Below are 23393 nucleotides of genomic sequence, written 5' to 3' on the forward strand. Positions count from 1 at the left end.
GGCCTGTGGATAAATCGGCCCGAAGCCGACTGCCAAAAGCCTGATGCACGCGCCACTGACTTCGTAATAGCACGCGCGAATGCACCTCTCCACCGCACTTTGTGATTAATCCGACGGCCTAGTAGAGCTGTGCCTTGAGCAGCGGCCTGAGCAGGTAGTTCAGCACGGTGCGCTTGCCGCTGAGAATGTCCACTTCGGCCACCATGCCGGGAATGATCGGCAGGATCTCGTCACGGCGTTTGAGCTGGCTGCCGTCGGTCTTGATCAGCACCTCGTAGTAGAACTCCTTGCCCTGGGCCGTTTCCTCGAAAATGGTGTCGGCGCTGATCTGCTCCAGGGTGCCGGTCAGGTACCCGTAGATGCTGTAGTCGTAGGCAGTGATCTTCACCTTGGTGGGCATGCCCGGTACCAGAAAGGCGACGTCGCGCGGTTTGATACGGGCTTCGATGAGCAACTGATCCTCGACCGGAATCACTTCCATGATCGGCTCACCGGGCTGGATCACCCCGCCGCGGGTGTTGATCAGCACGGTGTTCACTCGGCCGCGTACCGGCGACAGGATCTCGGTTCGGCGCAGCTGATCCTGGCGCTGCGCGACGATGGGCTCCAGGGCGCTGAGCTCGCTTTTCTTGCTCTGCCGCTCGGTGTAGGCGTCCTGGAAGTAGGTGCTGCGCAGCTCGGTCAGTTTGCCGTTGAGCGTGGCGATTTCCTGGCTGAGCTTGAGCGCTTCCATCTGGCTCACGGCGCGTTTTGCCACCAGTGGCTCGACCAGGTTGAGCTGCTGCTGCGCCAGGCGGATCTGCCGGTTGATCGCACTGATACCGTCCTGCAGCTTGTCGCGCCGGGATTTGAACAACTCCTGCTCGGAGCGAGCGAGGGGGCTGGTCGGGTCGATGTCCTCGGCAAAGTCGATGCGGTCCTTGCCCAGCACTTCGGCATCCAGGCGCGCGATGGTGGCGCGCAGGGCCGCAGACTGGTTGGCTGATTCCTGAAAGGAGGTACGAAAGCGCGTCTCGTCGAGGCGCACCAGGGGCTGACCGACTTCGACCAGATCGCCCTCGCCGACCAGCAGGCGGTCGAGGATGCCGCCCTCCAGGCTCTGGATCTTCTGGATGCGGGTAAAGGGCACCACGCGGCCGTCACCGCGGGTCACTTCATCGAGCTCGGCCCAGGCGGCCCACCCGATGAACAGCAGCACAGTGGCCAGCACCGTCCACAGCAAGGGCCTGAACAGCGGGTGGGTGGCGCTCAGCAGCGGATCGTCGAGCTGCCGGCGCAGGCGATCATTGGACGGCATGGTTGCCTCCTCTCGGCTCCTGCGGCGCGCTCACCACGTTGTCCTGCACCACCTGATCCAGGGCGCCGTCCATGATCACCCGGCCCTGGCGCATCACCACCGCACGCTCGACCAGCGAGAGCATGACCTTCTTGTGGGTCACCAGGATCAGGGTGCGCCCGCTGACCCAGTGTTGCAGGTATTCGACCACGTTCTTTTCGCTGGCCTGGTCGAAGGACGATGTCGGTTCGTCGAGCAGCACGATGGGCGGATCCTGCACCAGCACGCGTACCAGTCCGACCGCCTGGCGCTGGCCACCGGACAGGCTGGCATTGCCCTGGATGGGCATGTCCAGGCCCAGCGGATGGCTGCGCACCCAGGCGCCGAGGCCGACGCCGTCGAGGGCTTCGAACAGCTCCTCGTCGCTGATCGCCGCGCCCTCCAGGTTGAGGTTGTCGCGCAGGGTGCCGTAGAACAGCGCGATGTCCTGGGGCAGATAGCCGATATGCCGGCGGCGGTCGGCGGGGTCGATCTGGGTCAGGCTGATGTCGTCGACCATCACCCGCCCGGCGCTCGGGTCGAGCAACCCGGCGAGCAGGCGCAGCAGGGTAGATTTGCCGGCGCCGTTGCCGCCCAGCAGAGCGACCCGTTCGCCCGCACGGATGCTCAGGGCGTTGATGTCGACGATGGGTGGCGCGTCGTCATGGGCGAGGCGCAACTGCTCGAGGCGGTAGTCGCCGGCCAGGTGTTCCTTGCGCACGAAACGCTGCCCGACCGGGCGCTCGACCGGGCCGGTCATCAACTGGTCGAGGCCTTCGAGGGCGACCTTGGTGTGTTGCCAGCGGCCGAGAATACCGGCGATCTGCGACAGCGGCGCGATGGTGCGCGCCGCCAGGATCGAGCAGGCGACCAGCGCGCCCATGCTCAGGTACCCGTCGCTGATGCGGTACACGCCGAACACCACCACGCCCACGTAGCACAGCTGTTGCACGGTGCTCACCCCGTAGCTGAGCGCCGAGGTCAGGCTCTGGGTCTTCATGGCGCTGCCGGCGAGCTGCGCGGTGAGGGTTTCCCACAGGTGCATGCAGCGGCCTTCGGCGCGGCTGGCCTTGACCGTTTCCAGGTGTTCGATGGATTCGAGCAGGATGCCGTTCTTCACCGACCCTTCGCGCAGGTTCTGGCGCGACAAACGCGCCAGGCGACCCTGGGCGAGCAGGCCGGGGAGGATCATCAGCACGGCGGCGACCACCGGCACCCAGACCACATGGCCGCCGATCAGGGCGATGATCAGCAGGAAAATGAACACGAAAGGCAGGTCGCTGATCACCGCCGCGCTCGATGAGGTGAAGAATTCGCGCACCGACTCGAACTCGCGAATCTGCGTGCTGAAAGCCCCGACCGACGCCGGCTTGGCGCCCAGCCGGGTATTGAGCACGCGCTCGAACAGCAATGATGAAAGCTGCAGGTCCAGACGCTTGCCCAGGGTGGTGAGCAGGTGGGCGCGCAACCCGCGCAACAGGCTTTCCAGCACGATGGCCAGGGCCACGCCGCTGGCCAGCACCCACAGCGTTTCGAAGGCCGCGTTGGGCACCACGCGGTCATAGACCTGCATGGCAAACAGGGCGGCGGCGATGGCCAGCAGGTTGGCGATGAAGGCTGCCACGGCCACTTCCACATAGGAGCGTCGCAGGCGCTTGAGCGCACCGTAGAACCAGTGCTCGCGAGTCGGGCTGGCGAACTCCTCGGCGCGGCCATCCGGCCGATAGCGGCACTTGGCGAAAACCGCCATGCCGCTGTACAGCGGCTCCAGGTCGGCAATCGGCAATTGCTGCATGCCGCCGTCACTGTGCGGCACGAGGATCTCCGCCTGCTCGCCGTGCTGGCCGACGAGCACCACGCAGCGTCCGTCCTTGAGCAACAGTAGAGCCGGCAACAGGTAATCGTCGATGCGCTGCAGCTTTTCTTCGCTGACCTGGGCGACGATATCGGCGCGGCGCAGGGCGCGGGGCACCATGCGCAGCGGCAGGCGGCCCTGTTCGAGGGCGATACCGTCGGCCAGCTCGGCGTCGGTCACCGGGCGGCCGAGCTGCCGGCATAGCAGCACCAGGCCCTGGCGCAACGGGTCCTGGTTCATGCCCGGCGTGGTCAGCGTGTCAGGATCCATTCAGGCCGTTCTCCAGCAAGGGGCCGAGCAGGCCGATCTGCGCCGCAGCGCGGTATTCCAGGCGCAAGCGCTCGACCTGCAGGACGATCAACTGGCGCTCGGCTTCGAAACGCTCGCGCTGCACGGTGAGCAGGTCGATCACGTCGCGGCGGCCCACTTCGAACTGCTCGCGGTACAGGCCGCCGACCTGCTCGGAATCACGCACCTGCACGGCCAGCGCATGTTCGCGCCAGAGCAGCGAATCGCCGATGTCGAACAGGCTCTGCAGCTGCCGGCGAATGTCGCGCTGGATGGCGTCCTGGCCCCAGCTCGCGGACTCCAGGCGCTGCGCGGCAGCGGTGGGACGCTGGAAGTTGGACAAGCCCTGGATGGTGTCCATGCGCAGGCGCAGGTTGACCATCGAATCGTTCTGCAGGCGCCCGCCGATCTCTCTGCGTGTGGCTGAGGCTTCCAGATTCAGTTGCGGCAGCAGCGCGGCCTTGGTGCCGCGCAGCTCGGCCTGGGCCAGGTTGGTATCTTCCAGGGCGCGCTGGTAGAGCGGCGAGCCGGTGATCAGCCCTGGCAAATCACGGGTCGCCAGGTAGCGCTGCATGGACTGTGGGCGCGGTTCGGCCAGGCCCTCCGGCGGCGCCCCGACGAGCAGCGCGAACTGGTTGCCGGCATCGAGCAGGGCGCCTTTTTCCAGGGCCAACTGCTCCTGGGCGCGGGCGATTTCCAGGCCGGCACGGTCCTGTTCACTGCGATCAGAATAACCATCGGCGCCGCGTGCTTCGGTCATCCCGCGGATGTCGTCGAGCAGGCGAATATGCCGGCGTACGGCATCGATACGGCGCTGCGCGACCAGCACGTCCAGGTAGGTTTCGACGATATCCAGGGCGGCGTCTTCGCGGGTCACCTCGGCGGTAGCCGACAGCTGGCGCTGGGTCGCCTTGGCGCTGTCCACCTGGCTGTCGATGCGGCCCCAGTCGTAGAGCATCTGCGAGACGGTGACGTCATAGACGGTCTCGCCGATATCGAACTCCTGCGGGCCGCCGGACAGCGACAGCGACGGATAGTAACCGCCCTTGGCGATCTTCACCTCGGTCTCGGCGCGGGCCGCATCCGCCACCGCGGCGCGCACTTGCGGGTGGATAGCCAGGCCGCTGCGTACGGCCTGGTCCAGTGGCATGGCCATGGCCGCCGCCGGCAGCCACAGGGTGAGTGCCAGGCGCGCGGCCCATCGACAATGAGGCGTGTGCATGCGGTACGACGATTTCCCTATCAACTGACCACGACCTGTACCGTGTTCTCTTCCACCAGCAACGTGGTGTTTGCGTAGGTATAGACGTCGTAGACGATGCCTTCAATCAGCTGCGTCCCGGTCTTGGCAGCACTGCTGCCGATGTTCAGCACGTCGTTGCTCTCGCCGGTGATCTGCAGGGTGTTGCGCGAGTCGGTCATGGCGTCCACCGCCGCCGCGGTCAGCGTCAGGGTGCTGCCCGAATCACCGGTGCCCAGGTCGATGCGCTCGATATTGCTGAACGTGCCGATGCCGGCGGCCCCGTAGTTGATGTCGATGCCGCCGTCGAACACCACGGTGTCGAAGCCGGCGCCGCCGTCGATGCTGCCGAAGTTGGTGGCGCGGATCTGGATGGTGTCGTTGCCGGCCCCGGCGTCCACGCGATCCCCGGCCCCCACGTTGAGAATCAGGTCGTTGCCGTTGCCGGCGAAGATCCGTTCATTGGCGATGGTGGCGCTGCCGGAGAGGATGTCGTCGGCTGCCGTGCCGTCGACGCGCACGGTGCCGATGGTCAGGCCGAGCAAGCCGAGCGGGTCGAGGTCCACGGTGTACGTACCACTGGTCTTGCCGCCCGATGTGGCGGTGATTCGCAATGCCAGGTCGCCCCCCAGATTGAGCACCTGGCTCAGCGACAGGCCAAGCTGGCTGAGCACGCTGGGGCTGAGCAGGTTGATCGAGAAGTTGCCGTTGGCATCGGCAGCCAGTGGCGCTATGCCGATGTAGCCGACCGGTGTCAGCACTTCGACGGCCAGCGCGGCGCCCGCCACGGTCTTGCCGCTGATGCCGAGTTTCGATCCAGTCAGGCCGAGGTTGGCGTCCACCGCCAGGTTGCCGAGGGTGATCGGCTGCTGCAGCAGGTTGGTACCCAGCCCGAGGGCGACCACGTTGCTCTGGTTGCCGGCCTGGTCTCGCGCTGATACCGATACCTGAGCGCTGAGCAACTGGTCCCAGGTCAGGCCGATGCTCAGGCCGCTCAACAGGTTCACCGAAGCGATCCCGGCGTTGTTGGCGGTGACCGTGGCGGTGGCGACCGTGCCGCCGAGATCGATGCGCACCGTCAACTCGCTGTTCGGCTCCCCCGATATGGTTAGCAGATTGCCGACCAGGTTCAGTACCGGTGAAGACGGCGCGATGGTGTCGACCGTGAAGTTCGCGGCCTGGGAATTGGCGCCGTTGTTGATATGTGCGGTAACCGACGCGGCCCCCTGTGGAAAACTTCCGGCCGGTGGTACTACCGACACCACGGCGTTGCCGGCGAGTGCTTCGGCAGCGGTTACGGTATGGGTCTGGTTGAAGGTGTAGCCCCCGGTACCGGTGTAGGTGAGGGTGACGGTGTCACCGGCGCGCACGCCTGTGGCCAGCCCGACGCGAACCTGGATGCCGTCGGCGGCCTCGGCCGCGTTGATGTAGGTGTCGAGTGCTTCCGGCACGCTGATGATCGGTGCCGACAGGTTGGGCGCATTGGTGCCGGCCGACACGCTGACGTTGCCCGCGGCATCGGTTGCGGTCACGGCGATCGCCTGGCCTGCCACCAATGCCGGGATCAGCACGGCGGCGAAGGTACCCGCCGCGGTGGCGGTAACGGTGATCGGGTTGGCCACATTGCCGTTGACCACGATCCGCACCTGGCTGCCCGCTTCGGCGCTACCGGTGAGCAGGGTGCCGTCGGCGCTGACGAACAGGTTGCTTGGTGCAGTTGGCGCCTGGCTGTCGATCGTAGTGGTGGTCGAGCCGCTGGTATTGCCAGCCGCATCACGCGCCACGGCGTTGACCACCGTGCCATTGGCCAGTGGTGCCGACGGCGTGACACTCCAGGTGCCGTTGGCGGCAGCGGTGGTCGTCCCGATGACTGCGCCGTTGCTAGCGGTGAGGATCACCGTGCTACCGGCCTCGGCCGTGCCGGTGAGCACGAGGCCTCGGCTAGGCTGAATGGTCGGGTTGGCAGGCGCGACGCTATCGATGGTGGTGCTGCTCGAGCCGCTGATGTTACCGGCGGCGTCGCGAGCCACCGCATTGACGACCACGCCATTGGCCAGGGGGCTAGAGGGTGTGATGCTCCAGGTGCCGTTGGCCGCGGCGGTTGTCTGGCCGATGGCCGTGCCGCCTGGGCCAGTGAGGATCACCGTGCTGCCTGCCTCGGCGGTACCGCTGAGCGAAACGCCATTGCTCGCCTGGATCAGCGGCGCGTTGGGCGCCACGGCATCGACCGTGGTGCTGACCGAGCCGCTGGTATTGCCGGCGGCATCGCGGGCGACGGCGGTCACCACCACGCCGTTGGCCAGGGCCGGGCTCGATGTGAAGGACCAGTTACCGGCGCCGTCGGTGCTCGCCGTACCGATGCGGATGCCGCCGGGGCCGGTAAGGATCACTGTGCTGTTGGCTTCGGCCATGCCCGTCAGCACCACGCCGTTGCTGGCCTGGATGGTCGGGACGGCAGGTGCCACGTTATCGATGGTCGTATTGGCGGACGAGCTGGTGTTACCGGCAGCATCACGTGCTACCACGCTTACCTGCGTGCCATTGGTCAGCGGCGCCAGCGGTGTGAAGCTCCAGTTGCCCTGAGCGTCGGCGATCGCTTGGCCGATAGCGACGCCCCCCGAGTCGGTAAGAATTACCGTGCTGCCCGCTTCGGCCGTGCCGCTCAGCACGGTGCCGTTACTGGGCACGATGGTCGGTAGAGCAGGGGCCAAGCCGTCGATCACCACGATGGCCGGCGCGCTGACGTTATTGGTGGCATCGGTAGCGGTGATGCTGACCGAGGTGCCATTGGGGATGACGGGTGAGAAGGCCTGTGACCATGCGCCCGTGGTGGCATCGGCGCTGACCTGCACGTCTGCCTGACCGGCGATGCGGATGGTGATGATGCTGCCCGGCTCCGCGGTGCCGCTGAGTACGCTGCCGTTGCTGGGCTGCACGGATGGCAAGTCGGGCACGCTGTCATCCACGGTCACGCTGGCGGCGCCGCTCAGGTTACCGGCAGCGTCCACGGCGATAGCCGTGACCACGGTGTTGTCTGCCAGCGGCAGCGTGGGTTGGTAGTGCCAGTTGCCATTGGCGTCCACGGCCACCGTGGCGATCTGCACCCCGCCCACGCTCAGGCGTATCGTGCTGCCAGGCTCGGCGGTGCCGCTCAACTGCGTGCCATTGCTGGCGGCGATCACTGGCGCAAATGGGGCGACACTGTCGACCGTGGTGGTGGCGACCGGGCTCTGGTTGCCGGCTGCATCCCGCGAGCCGACAGTGACGACTATGCCGTTGACCAGCGTAGTGCCCGGCGTGAAGCTCCAGTTGCCGCTGGCGTCGGCCGTCAAGGTGGCGATGGTGTTGCCATTGGCGGTCAGCGTCACAGTACTGCCCGCCTCGGCGGTGCCGCGCAGCGCCAGGCCGTTGGTGGCCTCGATGGTCGGAGCGACGGGGGCGACTGCATCGATAGTGATGGCGGTGGCCGGGCCGGTGTTGCCCGCAGCGTCCCGAGCGCTGACGCTGATCACCGCGCCATGTTGCAAGGGCGTGCCGACAGGAAAGCTCCAGGCGCCGCCTGGGCCCACCACGACTTCTTTTATGACCACGCCACCCGGACCGCTGATGATCACCGTACTGCCGGCTTCGGCCGTACCGCTGAGCAGCACGCCATTGCTCGGCTGAACAATCGGGGCGGCAGGCGGTACGGTGTCGATCACCAGGCTCGCCGCTGGGCTGGTATTGCCGGACGCATCCCGGGCCACCACGGTGACCTGGGTATTGTTGGTGAGAGCAACCGGTGGCACGAACGACCAGTTTCCGCCGCTATCGGCCACCGCCTGACCAATGGCGAGACCGCCCGCACCAGTGATGATCACCGTGCTGCCGGCTTCTGCCGTACCGCTCAGGACGATGCCGTTGCTGGGCTGGAGGGTGGGCGGCAGCGGTGCCTGGGTGTCGATGGTGACGGCGGCCGATGGTGAACTCACGTTGCCCGCTGCATCGGTCGCCGTCGCGGTGATGATGGTGCCGTTGCCTGGGGGGCTGTCCGGGTTGAGTGTCCAGCTGCCGTTGGCGCCGACCCTTACCTCGCCGATCACGGTGCCCCCGGCACTGACCTTCACGGTGCTGCCAGCTTCGGCAGTGCCGGTAATGAGCTGGCCGTTGCTCGGCGCGATCACTGGGGCAAGCGGTGCGATGCCGTCGATCAGGATGCTGGCCGGCGCGCTTTCGTTGCCCAGCGTGTCGCGGGCCACCACGGTAACCAGGCTGCCGTCCGGCAAGGCCGGGCTCAGGGTAACGCTCCATTTGCCATCGGCATCGACCGTGATGGTGCCGGTGTTGATCGGCACGCCACCGGCGCCGGTGAGGATGATGGTGGCCCCGGCTTCCGCCGTACCGCTCAGCGAGATGCCATTGCTCGGATTGATGGTCGGATGCTCCGGCACCTGGGCATCGATCACGGTGCTGGCGGATGGGCTGGTGTTGCCGGCGGCATCGCGTGAAACCACCGTCACCTCGGTGCCGTCGGCGAGGGCCGGAGAGGGTTTGAAGCTCCAGTTGCCCGCCGTGTCGGCCGTTACCTGGCCAATTGTCGCTCCCCCAGGGCCGGTGATCAGCACCGTACTGCCGGCCTCTGCCGTGCCGCTGAGTTCGACGCCGTTGCTGGGTGAAATGGTCGGCGTGACCGGCGCCACGGTGTCGACGGTGGTGCTTGCCGAGCCACTGGTGTTGCCGAGCGTGTCCCGGGCGACCGCATTGACCACCGTGCCGTTGGGCAAGGCCGGCGAGGGCGACAGCGTCCAGGTTCCATCGGCTGCTGCAGTGGTCTGGCCGATCACCCGGCCGCTGGCGTCGCTGACTACCACGGTAATGCCCGCTTCGGCGGTGCCGGTGACCCGCACGCCATTGCTGGCATCGATCGTTGGGGTGGCTGGCGGCTGTGCGTCGATGGTCGTGGTGGCCGGGCCACTGCTGTTGCCGGCGGCGTCCCGCGCCACGGCGGTCACCACCAGGCCATCGGCCAGGGCGGGTGTGGGTGTGAAGGTCCAGTTGCCATTGGCGTCCGCGGTCGCCTGGCCGATGCTGACGCCGCCCGATCCGGTAAGAATCACCGTGGCACCCGCTTCGGCGGTACCGCTGAGTTGCGTGCCATTGCTGAGCGCGATGGTCGGGGCATTGGGGGCGACGCTGTCGATCACCGTGGAGGCCGGCGCACTGCTCAGGCCGGACACCGTGATCGTGGCGTTGACGGTGGTGCCGTTGGCCAGCGGCGTCGGCGGGGTAAAGGCCCAGTTGCCTTGGGCGTCGGCGATGGCCTGACCGATGACGGCGCCCGCCCCGTCGGTCAGTTGCACGGTGGCCCCCGGTACCGCAGTACCGCTGAGCTCACCACCGTTGCTGGGCTCGATGGTCGGGCGCGGTGGCAGGGTCGCATCTACCGTCACGCTGGCCGGTGGGCTCTGATTGCCCACGGCGTCGGTGGCCGTCACCGTCAGCCGGGCGCCATTGGCAAGGGCGCTGGCCGGGGTGATCGACCAGTTGCCGTTGGCATCGGCGGTGGTGGTCTGGCTGAAGCCATTGGGGCCGGTGATGGTGATCAGGCTGCCGGCTTCGGCAGTGCCGGTCACTTGGGTGCCATTGCTGGGGTCGATTACCGGTGCGGCTGGGGCTTGGGCATCGATAGTGGTAATGGCCGCCGGGCTGGCGTTGCCGAGCGCATCGCGGGCCACCACGGAAACCTGGGTGCCATTGGCCAACTGGCCGTTGATCGGATAGCTCCAGGTGCCGTCCGCGTTGACTTGGACCGTTACCGGCGCGGCATTGCCGATGGTCAGCGACAGCGTGCTGTCGGGATCGGCAGTGCCGCTCAACACGCCCGACCCGCTGCTTGGTGAGATCGTCGGTGCGGCAGGAGGCTGAGCATCCACAACGGTGCTGCCGGGCTGGCTGGTGTTGCCGGCGGCGTCACGTGCCACCACGCTGACCTGGGTGCCATCGAGCAGCGGGCTCGGCGGCGTGAAGGACCAATTGCCACTGGCGTCGGCCGTCGTCTGGCCGATGGCGACGCCGCCGGGTCCGGTGAGGATGACGGTGCTGCCGGCTTCGGCGCTGCCGCTGAGCTGGCTGCCATTGCTGGGCTGGATGGTGGGCGTGTTGGGCGCCACGGCATCGATGGTGATGCCGACCGCAGCGCTCTGGTTACCGGTCGGGTCATGGGCGACGATGCTGACCGCGGCGCCGTTCGCCAGCGCTGTGTCGGGTGTGAAGCTCCAAGTGCCTTGGGCGTTGACCTGCACCTGGCCGACCACCACACCGTTCACGCTGATGATCAGCAGGCTGCCGGCTTCGCCGGTACCGCTCAGTTGCTCGCCATTGCTGGGCACGATGCTGGGCGCCGCCGGTGCGAGGCTGTCGGTTACTACGTTGCTGGACGCGCTGGTGTTGCCGGCCGCGTCGCGGGCCACGGCGTTGACCTGGGTGCCGTTGGGCAAGGCGTTGGCTGGCGTGAACGACCAGGTGCCGCCTGCGTCGGCGGTGACCTGGCCGAGCACCGCGCCATTTGCACCGGTAAGAATCACCGTGCTGCCAGGCTCGGCGGTGCCGCTCAGTTGTGAACCGTTGCTGGGGTTGATAGCGGGCGCCGCTGGTGGCACGCCGTCGACGGTCAGGGAGGCGGCCGGGCTGATATTGCCCGTGGCGTCCGTCGCCGTAGCGGTGACGCGGGTGCCGTCCGGGAGTTGTGCGGTGAGTGTCGTGCTCCAGGTACCGTCGGCCGCTGCCGTGGTTTCGGCGATCAGGTTGCCGGCGCCGTCGCGCAGAATGACGGTGCTGCCCGGTTCGGCGAGCCCGCGCAGGACGATGCCGTTGCTGGGCTCGATGATGGGCGCCGAGGGCGCGGCTGCATCGATGGTCAGGCTGGCAGGTGCGCTGGTATTGCCGGCGGCGTCGCGGGCCACCACGCTGAGGCTGGCATTGTCGGCCAGCGCTGGCGAGGGGGTCAGCGACCAGTTGCCGTTGGCGTCGGCAGTCGCCTGGCCGATCACGCGGCCGCTGGCATCGCTGATGATCACCGTGCTGCCGGCTTCGGCGGTACCGGTCAACTGTGTGCCGTCGCTCGGCTGGACGACCGGCGCTTGAGGCGCGAGGTTATCCACCGTGGTGCTGACCGTCCCGCTCGCGTTGCCCGCCGCATCGCGGGCGCTGGCGTTCACCACCGTTCCATTGGCCAGCGGTGTGGCCGGCTGAAAGCTCCAGTTGCCTTGAGCGTCAGCGATCGCCTGGCCGATAACGGCGCCGCCCGATCCGGTCAGAATCACCGTGCTGCCGGCTTCGGCCGTTCCGCTGAGCAGGCTGCCGTTGCTGGGTTGCAGCGTGGGTACCGACGGCGCGACGTTGTCGGTCACCGTGGTGGCTGGCGCGCTGCTGGCGCCATTGGTGACCACCGTCGCGCTGACACTGGTGCCGTTGGGCTGTGGGGTGGGCGGCGTGATCGTCCAGTTGCCATTGCTGTCGGCGATGGTCTGGCCCAACGCAACGCCGCCAGGACCGGTCAGCACCACCAGCGCGCCTGCCGTGGCCGTACCGCTGAAAAGGCTGCCGTTGCTCGGCTCGATGGTCGGGCTCGCCGGCAACGTGGCATCGACTGTCTGGCTGGCGGTGGGGCTCTGGTTACCGGCCGCATCGGTAGCAGTGACGGTGACGCTCGTGCCATTGGCAATTGGCGTTGCCGGTGTGAACGTCCAGATACCATCGACGTTGGTGGTCGTGGTCTGGGCGGGGGCGCCGGGCACGCTGATCGTGATGGTGCTACCAGGCTCGGCGGTACCGCTGAGCAGGCCGCCGTTGCTGGGGTTTATCACTGGGGTCGCGGGCGCAACGGTATCGATGCTGCCGGTCGTGGAAGCGCTTTCGTTGCCGCTGGCATCTCGGGCGCTGATCTCGAGGGTGGTGCCATTGGTGAACGGCCCGCTAGGGGTATGGCTCCAGTTTCCGTTCGCGTCCGCGAGCACCTCGATCACGGTGGCCGTTATCGTCCCGATGCGGATGATTACCGTACTGCCAGGCTCGGCAGTACCGTTCAGCAATTGGCCGTTGGTGGGATTCAATGTAGGCGCTGCTGGTGCCTGGGCGTCGATCACCACGGTGCCGGGTGGGCTGACGTTGCCGGCCGGGTCGCGGGCGTTGATGGTCAGCGGTGTGCCATTGCCCAGCGGTGCATCCGGTATGAAGCTCCATTCGCCATTGCCGTCGGCTATCACCTCGGCGATGACGATTCCCCCCGGGCCGGTAATCACCACGGTGCTGCCAGCCTCGGCGCTGCCGTTCAGTGCGCTGCCATTACTTGGGTCGACCTGAGGAGCGGCAGGCGGCGTCCGGTCGATCTGTACCGCAGTGGGATCGCTGGTGTTGCCGGCAGCATCGCGCACCACGACTTCGACGTTGGCGCCATCGGCAAGCGGCGTGGTGGGGATGAAGTTCCAGTTGCCGTTTGCATCGGCGACGGTCTGGCCGATCAGGTCGCCATTGTTGTAGATGAGGATGATCTTGCCACCGGGCTCGGCCGTGCCGCTCAGTTCGGTGCCGTTGCTTGGTTGGACTTCGGGCGGCAGCGGCTGCGCGGCGTCGATGATCAGCGTCGTAGCGGCGCTGGTACCGGCAGAGGTGCTGGCGACAGCGGTGATGACCGTGCCGTCTGGCTGGGCAGATGATGGTGTAATCGACCAGGCGCCATTGGGGCCGGCCGTGGCGCGGCCAATCTCGGTGCCGTTCGCGCTGACGATGACCAGGCTGCCGGCGTCCGCCGTGCCGAAAATCACCGTACCGTTGCTTGTCGCGATCACTGGCGCGTTGGGCAATGCGTTATCCACCACCACCGTTTGCGGCAGGCTGGTGTTGCCAGCCGCGTCACGGGCCACCACGCTCACCTCGCCGCCATTGGCGATCGCCGGGCTGGCAGTGAAATGCCAGTTGCCGTTGACATCGACCAGCGCCTGGCCGATGACGCCATTGGCGTTGCTCAGGATGACCGTGCTGCCTGCTTCCGCGGTACCGCTGAATACCGTGCCATTGCTGTTGCCGACGGTCGGCGGATTCGGCGCTTGCCCGTCGATCGTCAGGGACGTCGGCTGGCTGACGTTGCCAGCGCGATCCGTGGCGGTGATGGTGACGGACGTATTGTCGGGCAGCGTGGAACCGGGTTGATAAGACCAGGTGCCGTCTGCCGCCACGGTGACGGAAAAGGTGTTGCCATTGATGGTGATCTTGACGGTGCTATTGGCTTCGGCTGTGCCGACGAGCTGAGCGCCGTTGCTGGCCTCGACGGTGGGTGCTGCTGGGGGCGTCTTGTCGATGACGATGCGGATCACCGGAGGCCGAAAACCACCAGGCGCTACCGTATGCATGTCGATCAGGGTGCCATCGGGCAAGGCCGGTGACGGGGTCCACGACCAGTTGCCATTGGCATCGACAGTGGTCACGGCGAGCACTTCGCCATCTGGGCGCATCAAGGTAATCGTCGAGAAGGGTGTTGCCGAGCCGCTCAGCTCCTCGCCGTTGCTGGGCTCCACCGTCGAAGGTTGGGCAACCGCCGGCGCATTCAGCGTTGCCGGTGTGCTGGCATTGCCCGCAGCATCCACGACCACCACGGTGATGGTTTCGCCACCGGTCAGCGGTGAGGCGAACGTAACGGTGAAGTTGCCGTTTTCATCGGCAGTCGCCGTGTAGGCCGTGCCGTTCACGTCCACTCTGATGGTGGCATTGGGTTCGGCGTTGCCGGTGAGGAACCGGCTGTCCTGGCTGAGCTGCAGGTTGGTCGCAGCGGCCGGCGGTTGGTTATCCACAGGATCGACGGGCGGCTGCGAGCTACCACCATCGTTGCTACCGCTATCGCTGCGCCGGTCGATTTCATCCGCCACGGCGACGCCGCCGGCAATGGCCACGCCACCGATGATCGCCCCCGTGCCCAACCCAAGCGTGCCGCCTGCGGCGCCGGCCACCGACGTTAACGATGTGAAGCCGGAAAGGGTGCCTTCGGATGCGTAGGAGGCGGCGAGGATGCCGTCGCTTGCCGCGGCCTGGGAAAGATCCACAGCGACCAACTGCTCTTCTTCGCCTACCAGATAGAGCTGACTGGGTTGCTCGGCGGCTGCATAGAAATTGCCGATGCGCAGCACCTCACCGTTTTGCATCTGCACGATGAGATCCGATCCTTCGCGGGTATAGCTGGTGACTGCCTCGGGGGAGATATTGAGCGCTACATGGCTGCTTTCGGACAATGGCAGCGTATTGCTGACCACCTGCTCGGTTGCCTGAGTGACCTGTTGGCCAATGGGCGCGACTTTCGCCTGTACTGCCATGAAGCATCTCCCTTTGTCTAATTTGAAACTTCAGCGAGTTGCTTTTCTGCACAGGCAATTTCGATATGAAATGGCGCTGGATGGAACTCGACAAGTTTTCAACTTAGCGGTGGAGAGGGGTTTGGAAAGTAAAAAATAATAACGTTTAGAACTTAAAAATAAATTGCGAATGCTATTAAGTTATTTAAAACGAAATAACTAGTCATCTGTAGTTAGGGAAAATGGCGCAAAGCATTGTTTTATATTGTTATAGTTATTTGTAAAATGAGTTCAGGTTTTAATGAATTTTATCTATCATGGCGGGCGCTGATTTATTCGAAATAATTGAACTTATTTATACATCTCTGCATGGAAGATGAGTTCAGACATTTTGGTCGGATGACAGGTTTATCGGTCGCTACCAATAGCAAAAGGCTTACAACTAATGGCTTTAATTGGCGGGTTGCATAAAATCGCGGGCTGAAAGTATCAGCCCGCTAACTTGGCTTATTCCGACTCTTCTATCCACTGTCGGCCATGTCGCTCCAAAAGATGCTGGAGCTGTTCCGGGCCATTGCTGCCTGCCGCATAGGGACGCGGGCTCTGGTAGTGCTGCTGCCAGCCCTTGATGATCGGGTCGACCCATTGCCAGGCCGCCTCGACCTCGTCGCGGCGCATGAACAGCGTCGAATCGCCTTCGATGACGTCCAGCAACAGCCGTTCGTAAGCCTCCCAGCGCCGCTGTTTGTTGAAGGCATCGGCCAGGTTCAGATCCAGCTCGACTGGTTGCAGGCGCATGCCCTTGCCCGGGTTCTTGGCCATCAACTGCAGGCTGATGCGCTCCTCGGGTTGCAGGCGGATCAGCAGCTGGTTGGCCTGGCCGTTGCCGAACAGCTGATGCGGTACCGGCTTGAATTGAATGAGGATTTCCGAGGTCTTGCGAGCCAGGCGTTTACCGGTGCGCAGATAGAAGGGCACGCCGGCCCAGCGCCAGTTGTTGATCTCGGCCTGCACGGCGACGAAGGTTTCGGTATCGCTGTCGTTGTCGACGTTCTTCTCGAAATAGTAGGCCGGCACTTCCTGACCGCCGATCTTGCCGGCGGTGTACTGGCCACGCACGGTCTTGTCGCGAACGTCCTGGCCGGTGATGGGTTTGAGAGCTTCGAGGATCTTCACCTTTTCGTTGCGTACCGACTCGGCATCGAAGCGCACCGGTGCCTCCATGGCCACCAGGCAGAGTAGCTGCAGCAGGTGGTTCTGGATCATGTCGCGCATGGCTCCGGCGTTGTCGTAGTAGGCGCCGCGGTTTTCCACACCCAGGGTTTCGCACACGCTGATCTGTACATGGTCGATGTGCCCGGCCCGCCACACCGGCTCGAACAGGGCGTTGGCGAAACGCAGCGCCATCAGGTTCTGCACGGTCTCCTTGCCCAGGTAGTGGTCGATGCGAAACACCTGGGATTCATCGAACATCGCACCGATGCCGGCATTTATCGCCTGGGCGGACGCGAGCGAATGGCCGATGGGTTTTTCCAGCACGATGCGCGCACCTGCGCCAGCCAGGCCGGCGACCTTGAGGTGCGAGGCGATGGCTTCGAACAGGTCCGGTGCAGTGGCCAGGTAATAGACCCTGACGCGCTCCCGATCATTGCCCAGGGCCTTGGCCAGGCGGCCGAAGTCGGCGCTCTGCGAGGCGTCCATGGGGAAGTAGTCGAGGCGTTCGGCGAAGCTGCGCCAGGTGTCGTCATCGAAATCGGCGCGGGCCACCTGGGCGCGGCAATGGCGCTCGGCGAGGGCCTGGTAGGCAGTGCGCGTGTGGGGGCTGCGGGCCAGGGCGAGGATGCGCGTGTCGCGGTGCAAACGACCGCCACGATGCAGGTAATAGAGGGCCGGTAGCAGCTTGTGCAGGGCGAGGTCGCCCGTGCCGCCGAAAACCAGCATGTCGCAACAATTGCTCTGCATGGGAACTCCGATTCGGTTTGTCCGTGCGAGGTCGCCAGGCTTGTAGTATAACTACAAGGTCACTACAGCCCGGCGGCGTCCTTCGATCATAACCGAGTCGTGGCGCTCCAACCCCAGCCGGCGTAACCATCCTTTGCCAGTCGAGTCCCCGCCAGTGAATTTGTTGCAGCACATCGCCCAGTCACGCCACCTCCTGCGTAAGTCGGAACTCAAGGTGGCCGATCATGTGCTCCTCGATCCCGCAGCGGTCATGCACAGCTCCATGGCCGAGCTGGCCCACTCGGTAGGCATCAGCGAGCCGACCATCGTGCGCTTCTGCCGCGCCATCGGCTGCAGCGGCTTTCAGGATCTCAAGCTCAAGCTGGCGCAGAGCCTCGCCGCTGGTGCCAGCTTCGGCCAGTTCGCGATCCATGAAGACGACTCGGTCGCCGACTTCAGCATGAAGATCTTCGACACCACGCTGCACACCCTGATCGAAGTGCGCGAGAAGCTCGACCCGGTGGCGCTGGAAAAAGCCATCGCCCTGTGCGCCAAGGCGCAGCGCATCGATTTCTACGGTTTCGGCGCCTCGGGCGCGGTGGCAGCCGATGCCCAGCACAAGTTCTTCCGCCTGCTGCTCAATGCGGCGGCCTATTCCGACCCGCACATGCAGGCCATGTCGGCGATCACCCTGAAACCTTCCGATGTGGCGGTGTGCATTTCCCAATCCGGGCGCTCCAAGGATCTGCTGATCACCGCCAACGTGGTGCGCGAGGCCGGCGCCTCGCTGATCGCCCTGTGCCCCGGGCAGACGCCGCTGGCCGACCTGGCTACGGTGAACCTCGCCATCGATGTGCAGGAAGACACCGAGATCTACACGCCTCTGGCCTCGCGCATCGCCCACCTGGTGGTGATCGACGTGCTCGCCATGGGGGTGGCCATGGCCCGCGGCCCGAGCCTGGTCAACCACCTCAAGAGCGTCAAACGCAGCCTGCGTAGCCTGCGCCTGTCGGCCAAGTCGGTGAAAGCCCACGAAGAAGGCGCCTGAGACCGGTCACCCAGGCGTCACGCTTTTTTCCTCAAACTGTCATCGCCTTCGCTGAAGCTGGTCTCCCGTAATTCAACCTGGAGACCTGCCATGGCTCGCCATGTGGATGAAGCGTTGCACCCGGAACAGAGCGTGGTGAAAGCCCGCCGCAAGCTGCTCGACGAGCAGCGCATGCGTTACCGCCGCGCCATCGAGGCCTATGGCGAGAATCGTCGCCTGCAATCGGAAATCTCCAGTTTTCACGATCCGTTCATGGGCGAATCGCGCCGCCTGCACTGATTGCAAACCGAACGTTTCGCAGCGCGCATCCCTGGCGGGCAGGCTCCTATAATGGCGCTCCTCCGCCCTAACGCCAGGGATGTGCCATGCGCCGTCTGCTCATTCTGCTACTGCTGTTTATTCCCCTTGTCGGCGTCGCTCAAGAGGCCCAGCCCAAGGTCGGTGTCGTGCTGTCCGGTGGCGCGGCGCGCGGGTTGGCGCATATCGGCGTGCTCAAGGCACTGGAAGAGCAGGGCGTACGTGTCGATGCCATCGCCGGCACCAGCATGGGTGCGGTGATCGGCGGGCTGTATGCCTCGGGTTACAGCATCGCCGAGCTCGAAGAAGTGGCGCTGACCATGGATTGGCGCCAGGTACTCTCCGACGATCCACCGCGCACCGACGTGCCGTTTCGCCGCAAGCAGGATGACCGCGACTTCCTCATCAAGCAGCGCCTGAGCTTTCGCGACGACGGCAGCCTCGGCCTGCCACTGGGCGTGATTCAGGGCCAGAACCTGGCGTTGCTGCTCGAGCGGTTGCTGGTGCGCAGCAGCGACGTGCGCGACTTCGACCGCCTGCCGATCCCGTTTCGCGCCGTGGCCACCGATATCGCCAACGATCAGAAAGTGGTGTTTCGCAGTGGCCACCTGCCCCAGGTGATTCGCGCCAGCATGTCGATTCCGGCGGTGTTCGCGCCGGTCGAGCTGGACGGTCGCCTGCTGGTCGACGGCGGCATGGTCGACAACATTCCCGTGGACGTGGCCCGCGACATGGGCGTCGACCGGGTCATCGTCGTCGACATCGGCACGCCGTTGAAACCGCGCAAGGAACTGCTCACCGTGGTCGACGTGCTCAACCAGTCGATCACCATGATGACCCGGCGCAATTCCGAGGAGCAGCTGGCGACCCTGCGCGACAGCGACGTGCTGGTCCAGCCGGACATGGCCAGTTTCGGGGTTACCGATTTCGGCCGTGGCGAAGAACTGATCGAGGCCGGCTACAAGGCGGCCCGCGCCTTGCAGCCGCGCCTCGCCGAGCTGGTGCGCCGCGGTGGCGGCAACCCGGCGCTGACTCTGGCACGCAGTGCCCAGCAGCGCACTCCGGTGATCCACGCCATCCAGGTGGACAACGATTCCAAGGTCGGCGACGAGGTGATCCGCAACTACATCCGCCAGCCCATCGGCGAGCCGCTGGACATGGCCACGCTGCAGCGCGACATGGGCACCCTGTATGGCCTCGATTATTTCGAGCGGGTGCAGTACCGGGTGGTCAACAGCGAGGAGCGCAACACCCTGGTGATCGATGCACGGGAGAAACGCACCGGCACCGACTACCTGCGCCTGGGGCTCAACCTCTCCGACGATTTCAACGGCGACAGCGTCTTCAATCTTGGCGCGAGCTTCCGCAAGAACGGCATCAACCGGCTCGGCGCCGAGTGGCTCACCAGGGTGCAACTGGGCGACCGGCAGGAGCTGTTCAGCGAGTTCTACCAGCCACTCGACGTCGGCTCGCGATGGTTCGTGGCGCCCAACCTGCGGGCCGAGGCGTGGAACGTCGAGTCGGTTCTGGACAACGATCCGATCGCCGAATACCGCGTGCAACGTTATGGCTACGGGTTCGACATCGGCCGGCAGATCGCCAACAACGGTGAGTTGCGCTTCGGTGTGGGCCAGGCCTGGGGCGACGCCGAGGTGCGTATCGGCGAGCGCGATCAGCCGGAGTTCAGTTTTACCGAGGGCTACTACGAGCTGCAGTACGCCTTCGACACTCTCGACAACGTCGATTTTCCCCACGAGGGCGAGGAGATCAGCCTGAACCTGCGCCAGTACGACTCCAGCCTCGGGGCCGACGATCGTTATCGGCAGTGGCAGATCAAGCTCGACAAGGCGTTCAGCCAGGGGCCGCACAGCCTGGTGATCGGCGGGCGTTACGGGCGCACCCTCGATGACGCCGAAATCGTCACCTCCAGCTTCCAGTTGGGCGGCGCGCGGCAGCTGTCGGGCTTTCGCCAGGATGCCCTGGCCGGGCAGAACATCAGCCTCGGGCGGATGGTCTACTACCGGCGCATGACCCCACGTTCGTTCCTGCCGCTGGATTTTCCGATCTACCTCGGCGCATCCCTGGAGCGCGGTCGGGTGTGGAACAACGACAACGCCTTCGATAGCGGCTACATCAACGCCGCCAGCGTGTTTCTGGGCTACGAGACGCCGCTGGGGCCGCTGAACTTCAGCTACGGCCTCAATGACGAGAACGAGAAGGCGCTGTACCTGAACCTGGGGCACACGTTCTGAGTGCCGGCCAGCGCTTATAGCCGCTGCAGCAAGGCCTGCAGCGCGCGCTCCGGCTCCTGGCTCCAGAGGCCGTAGCTCAACGGCACGACCTCCAGGCCGGCGCGCGCCAGCACGCGGTAGCGCTCCAGTTCGAGAAACCCCTCGCCGTCGCCGGGGAAGCCGATCAGGTCGATGGCCAGGCACTTGTCGCCGCGCTGGCAGAACACGTCCAGCAGCAGGCCGGCCAGCGGATAGCGCGTCCAGGTGACCACCCCATGGGCCGCCAGCGCGGTGCACAGGGCGCGTTCGAAATCGTCCTGCTCGGGTTGCTGATGGGGCGCCTCAGGCGGTTGGGCGGCGCTTTCCAGATAGCGGCGCAGCAGGTGGTCGGTAGGCAGTTGGCGCTCGTTGCCACTGAACAGCAGCACCTGGCGTTCGCGGGCGCGGGTGATCGCCACGTTGAACATGTCCGGGCGATTCAGGTACACCGCGGCCTGGCTGGCACCGGTGTCGAGGGCGAAGCTGACGATCATCAGGTCGCGCTCCTCGCCCTGGAAGCCATAGGGCGTATCCACCAGCACACGAAAATCGCGCAGGCGCTGCAAGTCGAGGCCAGCGACGCGCTGGCGGATGGCCTCGACCTGATCGCGAAAGGGCGACACGACCCCGATGCTCGGCTTGACCGGGCTGTCGGCGTAGCGGGCGATGTGTTCGTCGATCAGCTGCAGCACGCGCTCGAGCTCCACCTGGTTGACGCCATTGCCAGCCCGTTCGCCCGTCAGCCGCTGTACCTGCAGGCTGTCGCAGTGGGCCAGGCCCGGGCGTTCCTTCATCACTCGCAGGCGGTTGTCGTAAAACCGCTGGTTGCTGAAGCGGATCAGCGCCGGGCGGCTGCGAAAGTGCTCGTCGAGAAAGGTCAGCGCACTCTGCTCCGGCAGATGCAGGCCCACCAGATCGAGCACGCTGTTGTCGCGATAGCTCCAGCGCTCGCGGTCCTCGCCTGGCAGGCCGCTGCGCTGCAGCAATTGAACCTCACGGTTGCGCGACAGGAACGACAGGTGGCGCAGCTGCCTGGCGTCACCAGTGATCACCGCGCGGCGGCAGCGCTGGAAGGCCGGCAGGGCCGAGGCGATGTCGCACTGGGTGGCTTCGTCCATGACCATCACGTCGAACAGGTCGGCCTTGAGTGGCAGCAGGCGATGCAACTCATCCAGTGTCACCACCCAGATCGGAAAAGCGGTCAGCAGCAGCCGTGGATCGATGTCGTCGAACAGCGCCAGCTGTCGTTGCGACTGGCGCGCGCGAATCGCCTGGTTGTACTGCACGAACAGCTGCCGGTTGCCGGCCAGCAGGCCACTCAAGCTCGTGGCGCGACGGGTATTGAGGTAGTCACGGCTGAGGCGTTCACGCCGCTGCTGGCAATCGCGCAGTTCATCGAGCAGCGCCCAGGGGCGCACGCTGCCGCGTACCCGGCGCCTGACCCAGGGCAGCAGCAGGTGGCGACGCCAGAAACCCAGGGTGCTGCGTTCGGCCCGCAGGATCAGCCTGCTCCAGCGCAGCGCCTGTTCACCACGCCTGGCCAGGGCCTTGGCCTGGCGACGCTCCTGATCGATCAACTGGCGCAGCTCGCGTTGCAGCTCCTGCTCGGTATCGGCTTGCGCATTCGGCAGCTGGCCCTGCAGCAGACTGGCCAGGCGATCGCGCAGGGTTTGCTGCAGGCTGCCGCCGTCGCTCTCCAGCACCGCGTCGCGCAAGCCGAAGTCCTCACGCAGCTTCTGGCCGATGACCCGCACGGCCTGGGCGCTGCGGCTGACCAGCAGCACCGATTCGCCGTGCAGGTAACGATCCAGCGCCAGGGCCGCCAGGGTGTAGCTCTTGCCGGTGCCGGGCGGCCCGGAGATCTGGCTCAGCGGGTAGCGTGCGGCGTTGGCCAGCGCCTGGCTTTGGGCATTGCTGAGCTGCGCTGGCAGGGCATGGGGCGTGCTGGCGCCCTGCGGCGAGATCGGCTGGGGCTCGCCGAGCAACTGGCGCAAGGGCGCCGACCAGTCGCCAGCTTCCTGCAGCTGCTGCAGCTCATGGACGATGCCGCGGCTACCGCTGCCGCGGGGCACCAGGGCGACCACGGCAGCAGCACGCAGCGACAGGCTGCGGCGGCGCAGCGCCCTGGTCACGGCATCCTGATCCTCCAGCGCCGGAAAACCGCTGGCGGCGAGCACGTCGGCGACTCGCGTGCGCTGGCTGATCCAGCCCAGCAGGTCGCCGAGTACATGGGCATCGATGGGCGCATCGGCCAGGGGCAGGTCGTCGAGCGAAGCGTTGTCACCGTCGACCAGCAATTGGCGCAGCAGGCGCCAGTTCGCCAGGGGCTGGCTGGGGTCGATGGCCAGCAGGTGCGCGTCGCCTTCGCTGCCGTTGTTCAGGGTGGCTTCGTAGTACACCAATGGTGCGCAGAACGCCGTGGCCGGGCCGTCGCCACCGGCGAGTCGTCCGCACACCGGCAGCACGCCGTAGACCAGCTGCAGTTCACGTTGGTAGAGGCGCTGCTGACGCTCCAGCTCGGCGCCGATACCCGGCGGCAATGCCAGCAGCGGCAGGGCGCCGCTGGCCAATTCTTCGCGACCATCGAGCCAGGCCAGGCGCCCGGCCGGCAGTGCGGAGAGGTTGTCGAGGTTCAGGTCGCGGCTGTCGGCCAGGTAAGCACTGCGGTAGAAGGCCAGCAGGCGTGCGATCCGTGCGTCGTGTTCCTGCATGGTGTGTCCGTGGCGGCCGGGATTCAGCCGGCGACTCTACCGCTGCTCGGGCATCGGTGTCATCGGTGCGTACGGCATTGCCGCTATGGGACAGGTCCAATGGCAGGAG

At 65.8% G+C, this 23393-nt stretch carries 9 protein-coding genes; 3 read left to right on the forward strand and 6 right to left on the reverse strand.

Features of this window, described 5'->3' with window-relative positions; all coding sequences use genetic code 11:
* Window positions 1–118 precede the first annotated feature (118 nt).
* The 5 genes from BVH01_RS03855 to zwf all read right to left on the reverse strand — a co-directional run bounded on the left by BVH01_RS03855 (window position 119) and on the right by zwf (window position 16979).
* Window positions 119–1297, reverse strand: a complete 1179-nt coding sequence (locus tag BVH01_RS03855; protein WP_075929027.1) for an HlyD family efflux transporter periplasmic adaptor subunit — start codon at window positions 1295–1297, stop codon at window positions 119–121.
* Window positions 1284–3440, reverse strand: coding sequence for a type I secretion system permease/ATPase (locus BVH01_RS03860; protein ID WP_075929028.1), 2157 nt, complete (start codon window positions 3438–3440; stop codon window positions 1284–1286). Before BVH01_RS03860 ends, BVH01_RS03855 begins: the two co-directional genes overlap by 14 nt.
* On the reverse strand, window positions 3430–4680 hold the full coding sequence (locus tag BVH01_RS03865) for a TolC family protein (protein WP_075929029.1): 1251 nt from the start codon (window positions 4678–4680) through the stop codon (window positions 3430–3432). The genes BVH01_RS03860 and BVH01_RS03865 overlap by 11 nt, the downstream gene beginning before the upstream one ends.
* Before the next feature lie 20 nt (window positions 4681–4700).
* Window positions 4701–15038, reverse strand: coding sequence for an Ig-like domain-containing protein (locus tag BVH01_RS03870; RefSeq protein WP_075929030.1), 10338 nt, complete (start codon window positions 15036–15038; stop codon window positions 4701–4703).
* Window positions 15039–15524: 486 nt separating this feature from the next.
* Window positions 15525–16979: a glucose-6-phosphate dehydrogenase gene (gene zwf, locus BVH01_RS03875; RefSeq protein WP_075929031.1), complete on the reverse strand. Its 1455-nt coding sequence runs from the start codon at window positions 16977–16979 to the stop codon at window positions 15525–15527.
* A gap of 154 nt (window positions 16980–17133) precedes the next feature.
* Between zwf and hexR the strand changes: the two genes are divergently transcribed.
* The 3 genes from hexR to BVH01_RS03890 all read left to right on the forward strand — a co-directional run bounded on the left by hexR (window position 17134) and on the right by BVH01_RS03890 (window position 20555).
* The gene (hexR, locus tag BVH01_RS03880; protein ID WP_075929032.1) at window positions 17134–18006 is read left to right on the forward strand and encodes a transcriptional regulator HexR; all 873 of its coding nucleotides are present in this window, start codon (window positions 17134–17136) and stop codon (window positions 18004–18006) included.
* A gap of 90 nt (window positions 18007–18096) precedes the next feature.
* Window positions 18097–18285, forward strand: a complete 189-nt coding sequence (locus BVH01_RS03885; protein WP_075929033.1) for a PA3496 family putative envelope integrity protein — start codon at window positions 18097–18099, stop codon at window positions 18283–18285.
* Window positions 18286–18371: 86 nt separating this feature from the next.
* A complete protein-coding gene (locus tag BVH01_RS03890; RefSeq protein ID WP_075929034.1) occupies window positions 18372–20555 on the forward strand; it encodes a patatin-like phospholipase family protein in 2184 nt (727 codons plus the stop codon).
* Window positions 20556–20569: 14 nt separating this feature from the next.
* On the opposite strand, the gene BVH01_RS03895 is transcribed toward BVH01_RS03890, so the two are convergent.
* The gene (locus BVH01_RS03895) at window positions 20570–23284 is read right to left on the reverse strand and encodes a DEAD/DEAH box helicase (protein ID WP_075929035.1); all 2715 of its coding nucleotides are present in this window, start codon (window positions 23282–23284) and stop codon (window positions 20570–20572) included.
* Between the last annotated feature and the right edge of the window lie 109 nt (window positions 23285–23393).

Source organism: Pseudomonas sp. PA1(2017), assembly GCF_001945375.1.
Classification (GTDB): domain Bacteria; phylum Pseudomonadota; class Gammaproteobacteria; order Pseudomonadales; family Pseudomonadaceae; genus Aquipseudomonas.

Excerpts from the sequence above, each read along its gene's own strand:
- BVH01_RS03855 (WP_075929027.1), bottom strand. The coding sequence starts at position 1,297 with ATGCCGTCCAATGATCGCCTGCGCCGGCAGCTCGACGATCCGCTGCTG.
- BVH01_RS03860 (WP_075929028.1), bottom strand. The coding sequence starts at position 3,440 with ATGGATCCTGACACGCTGACCACGCCGGGCATGAACCAGGACCCGTTG.
- BVH01_RS03865 (WP_075929029.1), bottom strand. The coding sequence starts at position 4,680 with ATGCACACGCCTCATTGTCGATGGGCCGCGCGCCTGGCACTCACCCTG.
- BVH01_RS03870 (WP_075929030.1), bottom strand. The coding sequence starts at position 15,038 with ATGGCAGTACAGGCGAAAGTCGCGCCCATTGGCCAACAGGTCACTCAG.
- zwf (WP_075929031.1), bottom strand. The coding sequence starts at position 16,979 with ATGCAGAGCAATTGTTGCGACATGCTGGTTTTCGGCGGCACGGGCGAC.
- BVH01_RS03885 (WP_075929033.1), top strand. The coding sequence starts at position 18,097 with ATGGCTCGCCATGTGGATGAAGCGTTGCACCCGGAACAGAGCGTGGTG.
- BVH01_RS03890 (WP_075929034.1), top strand. The coding sequence starts at position 18,372 with ATGCGCCGTCTGCTCATTCTGCTACTGCTGTTTATTCCCCTTGTCGGC.
- BVH01_RS03895 (WP_075929035.1), bottom strand. The coding sequence starts at position 23,284 with ATGCAGGAACACGACGCACGGATCGCACGCCTGCTGGCCTTCTACCGC.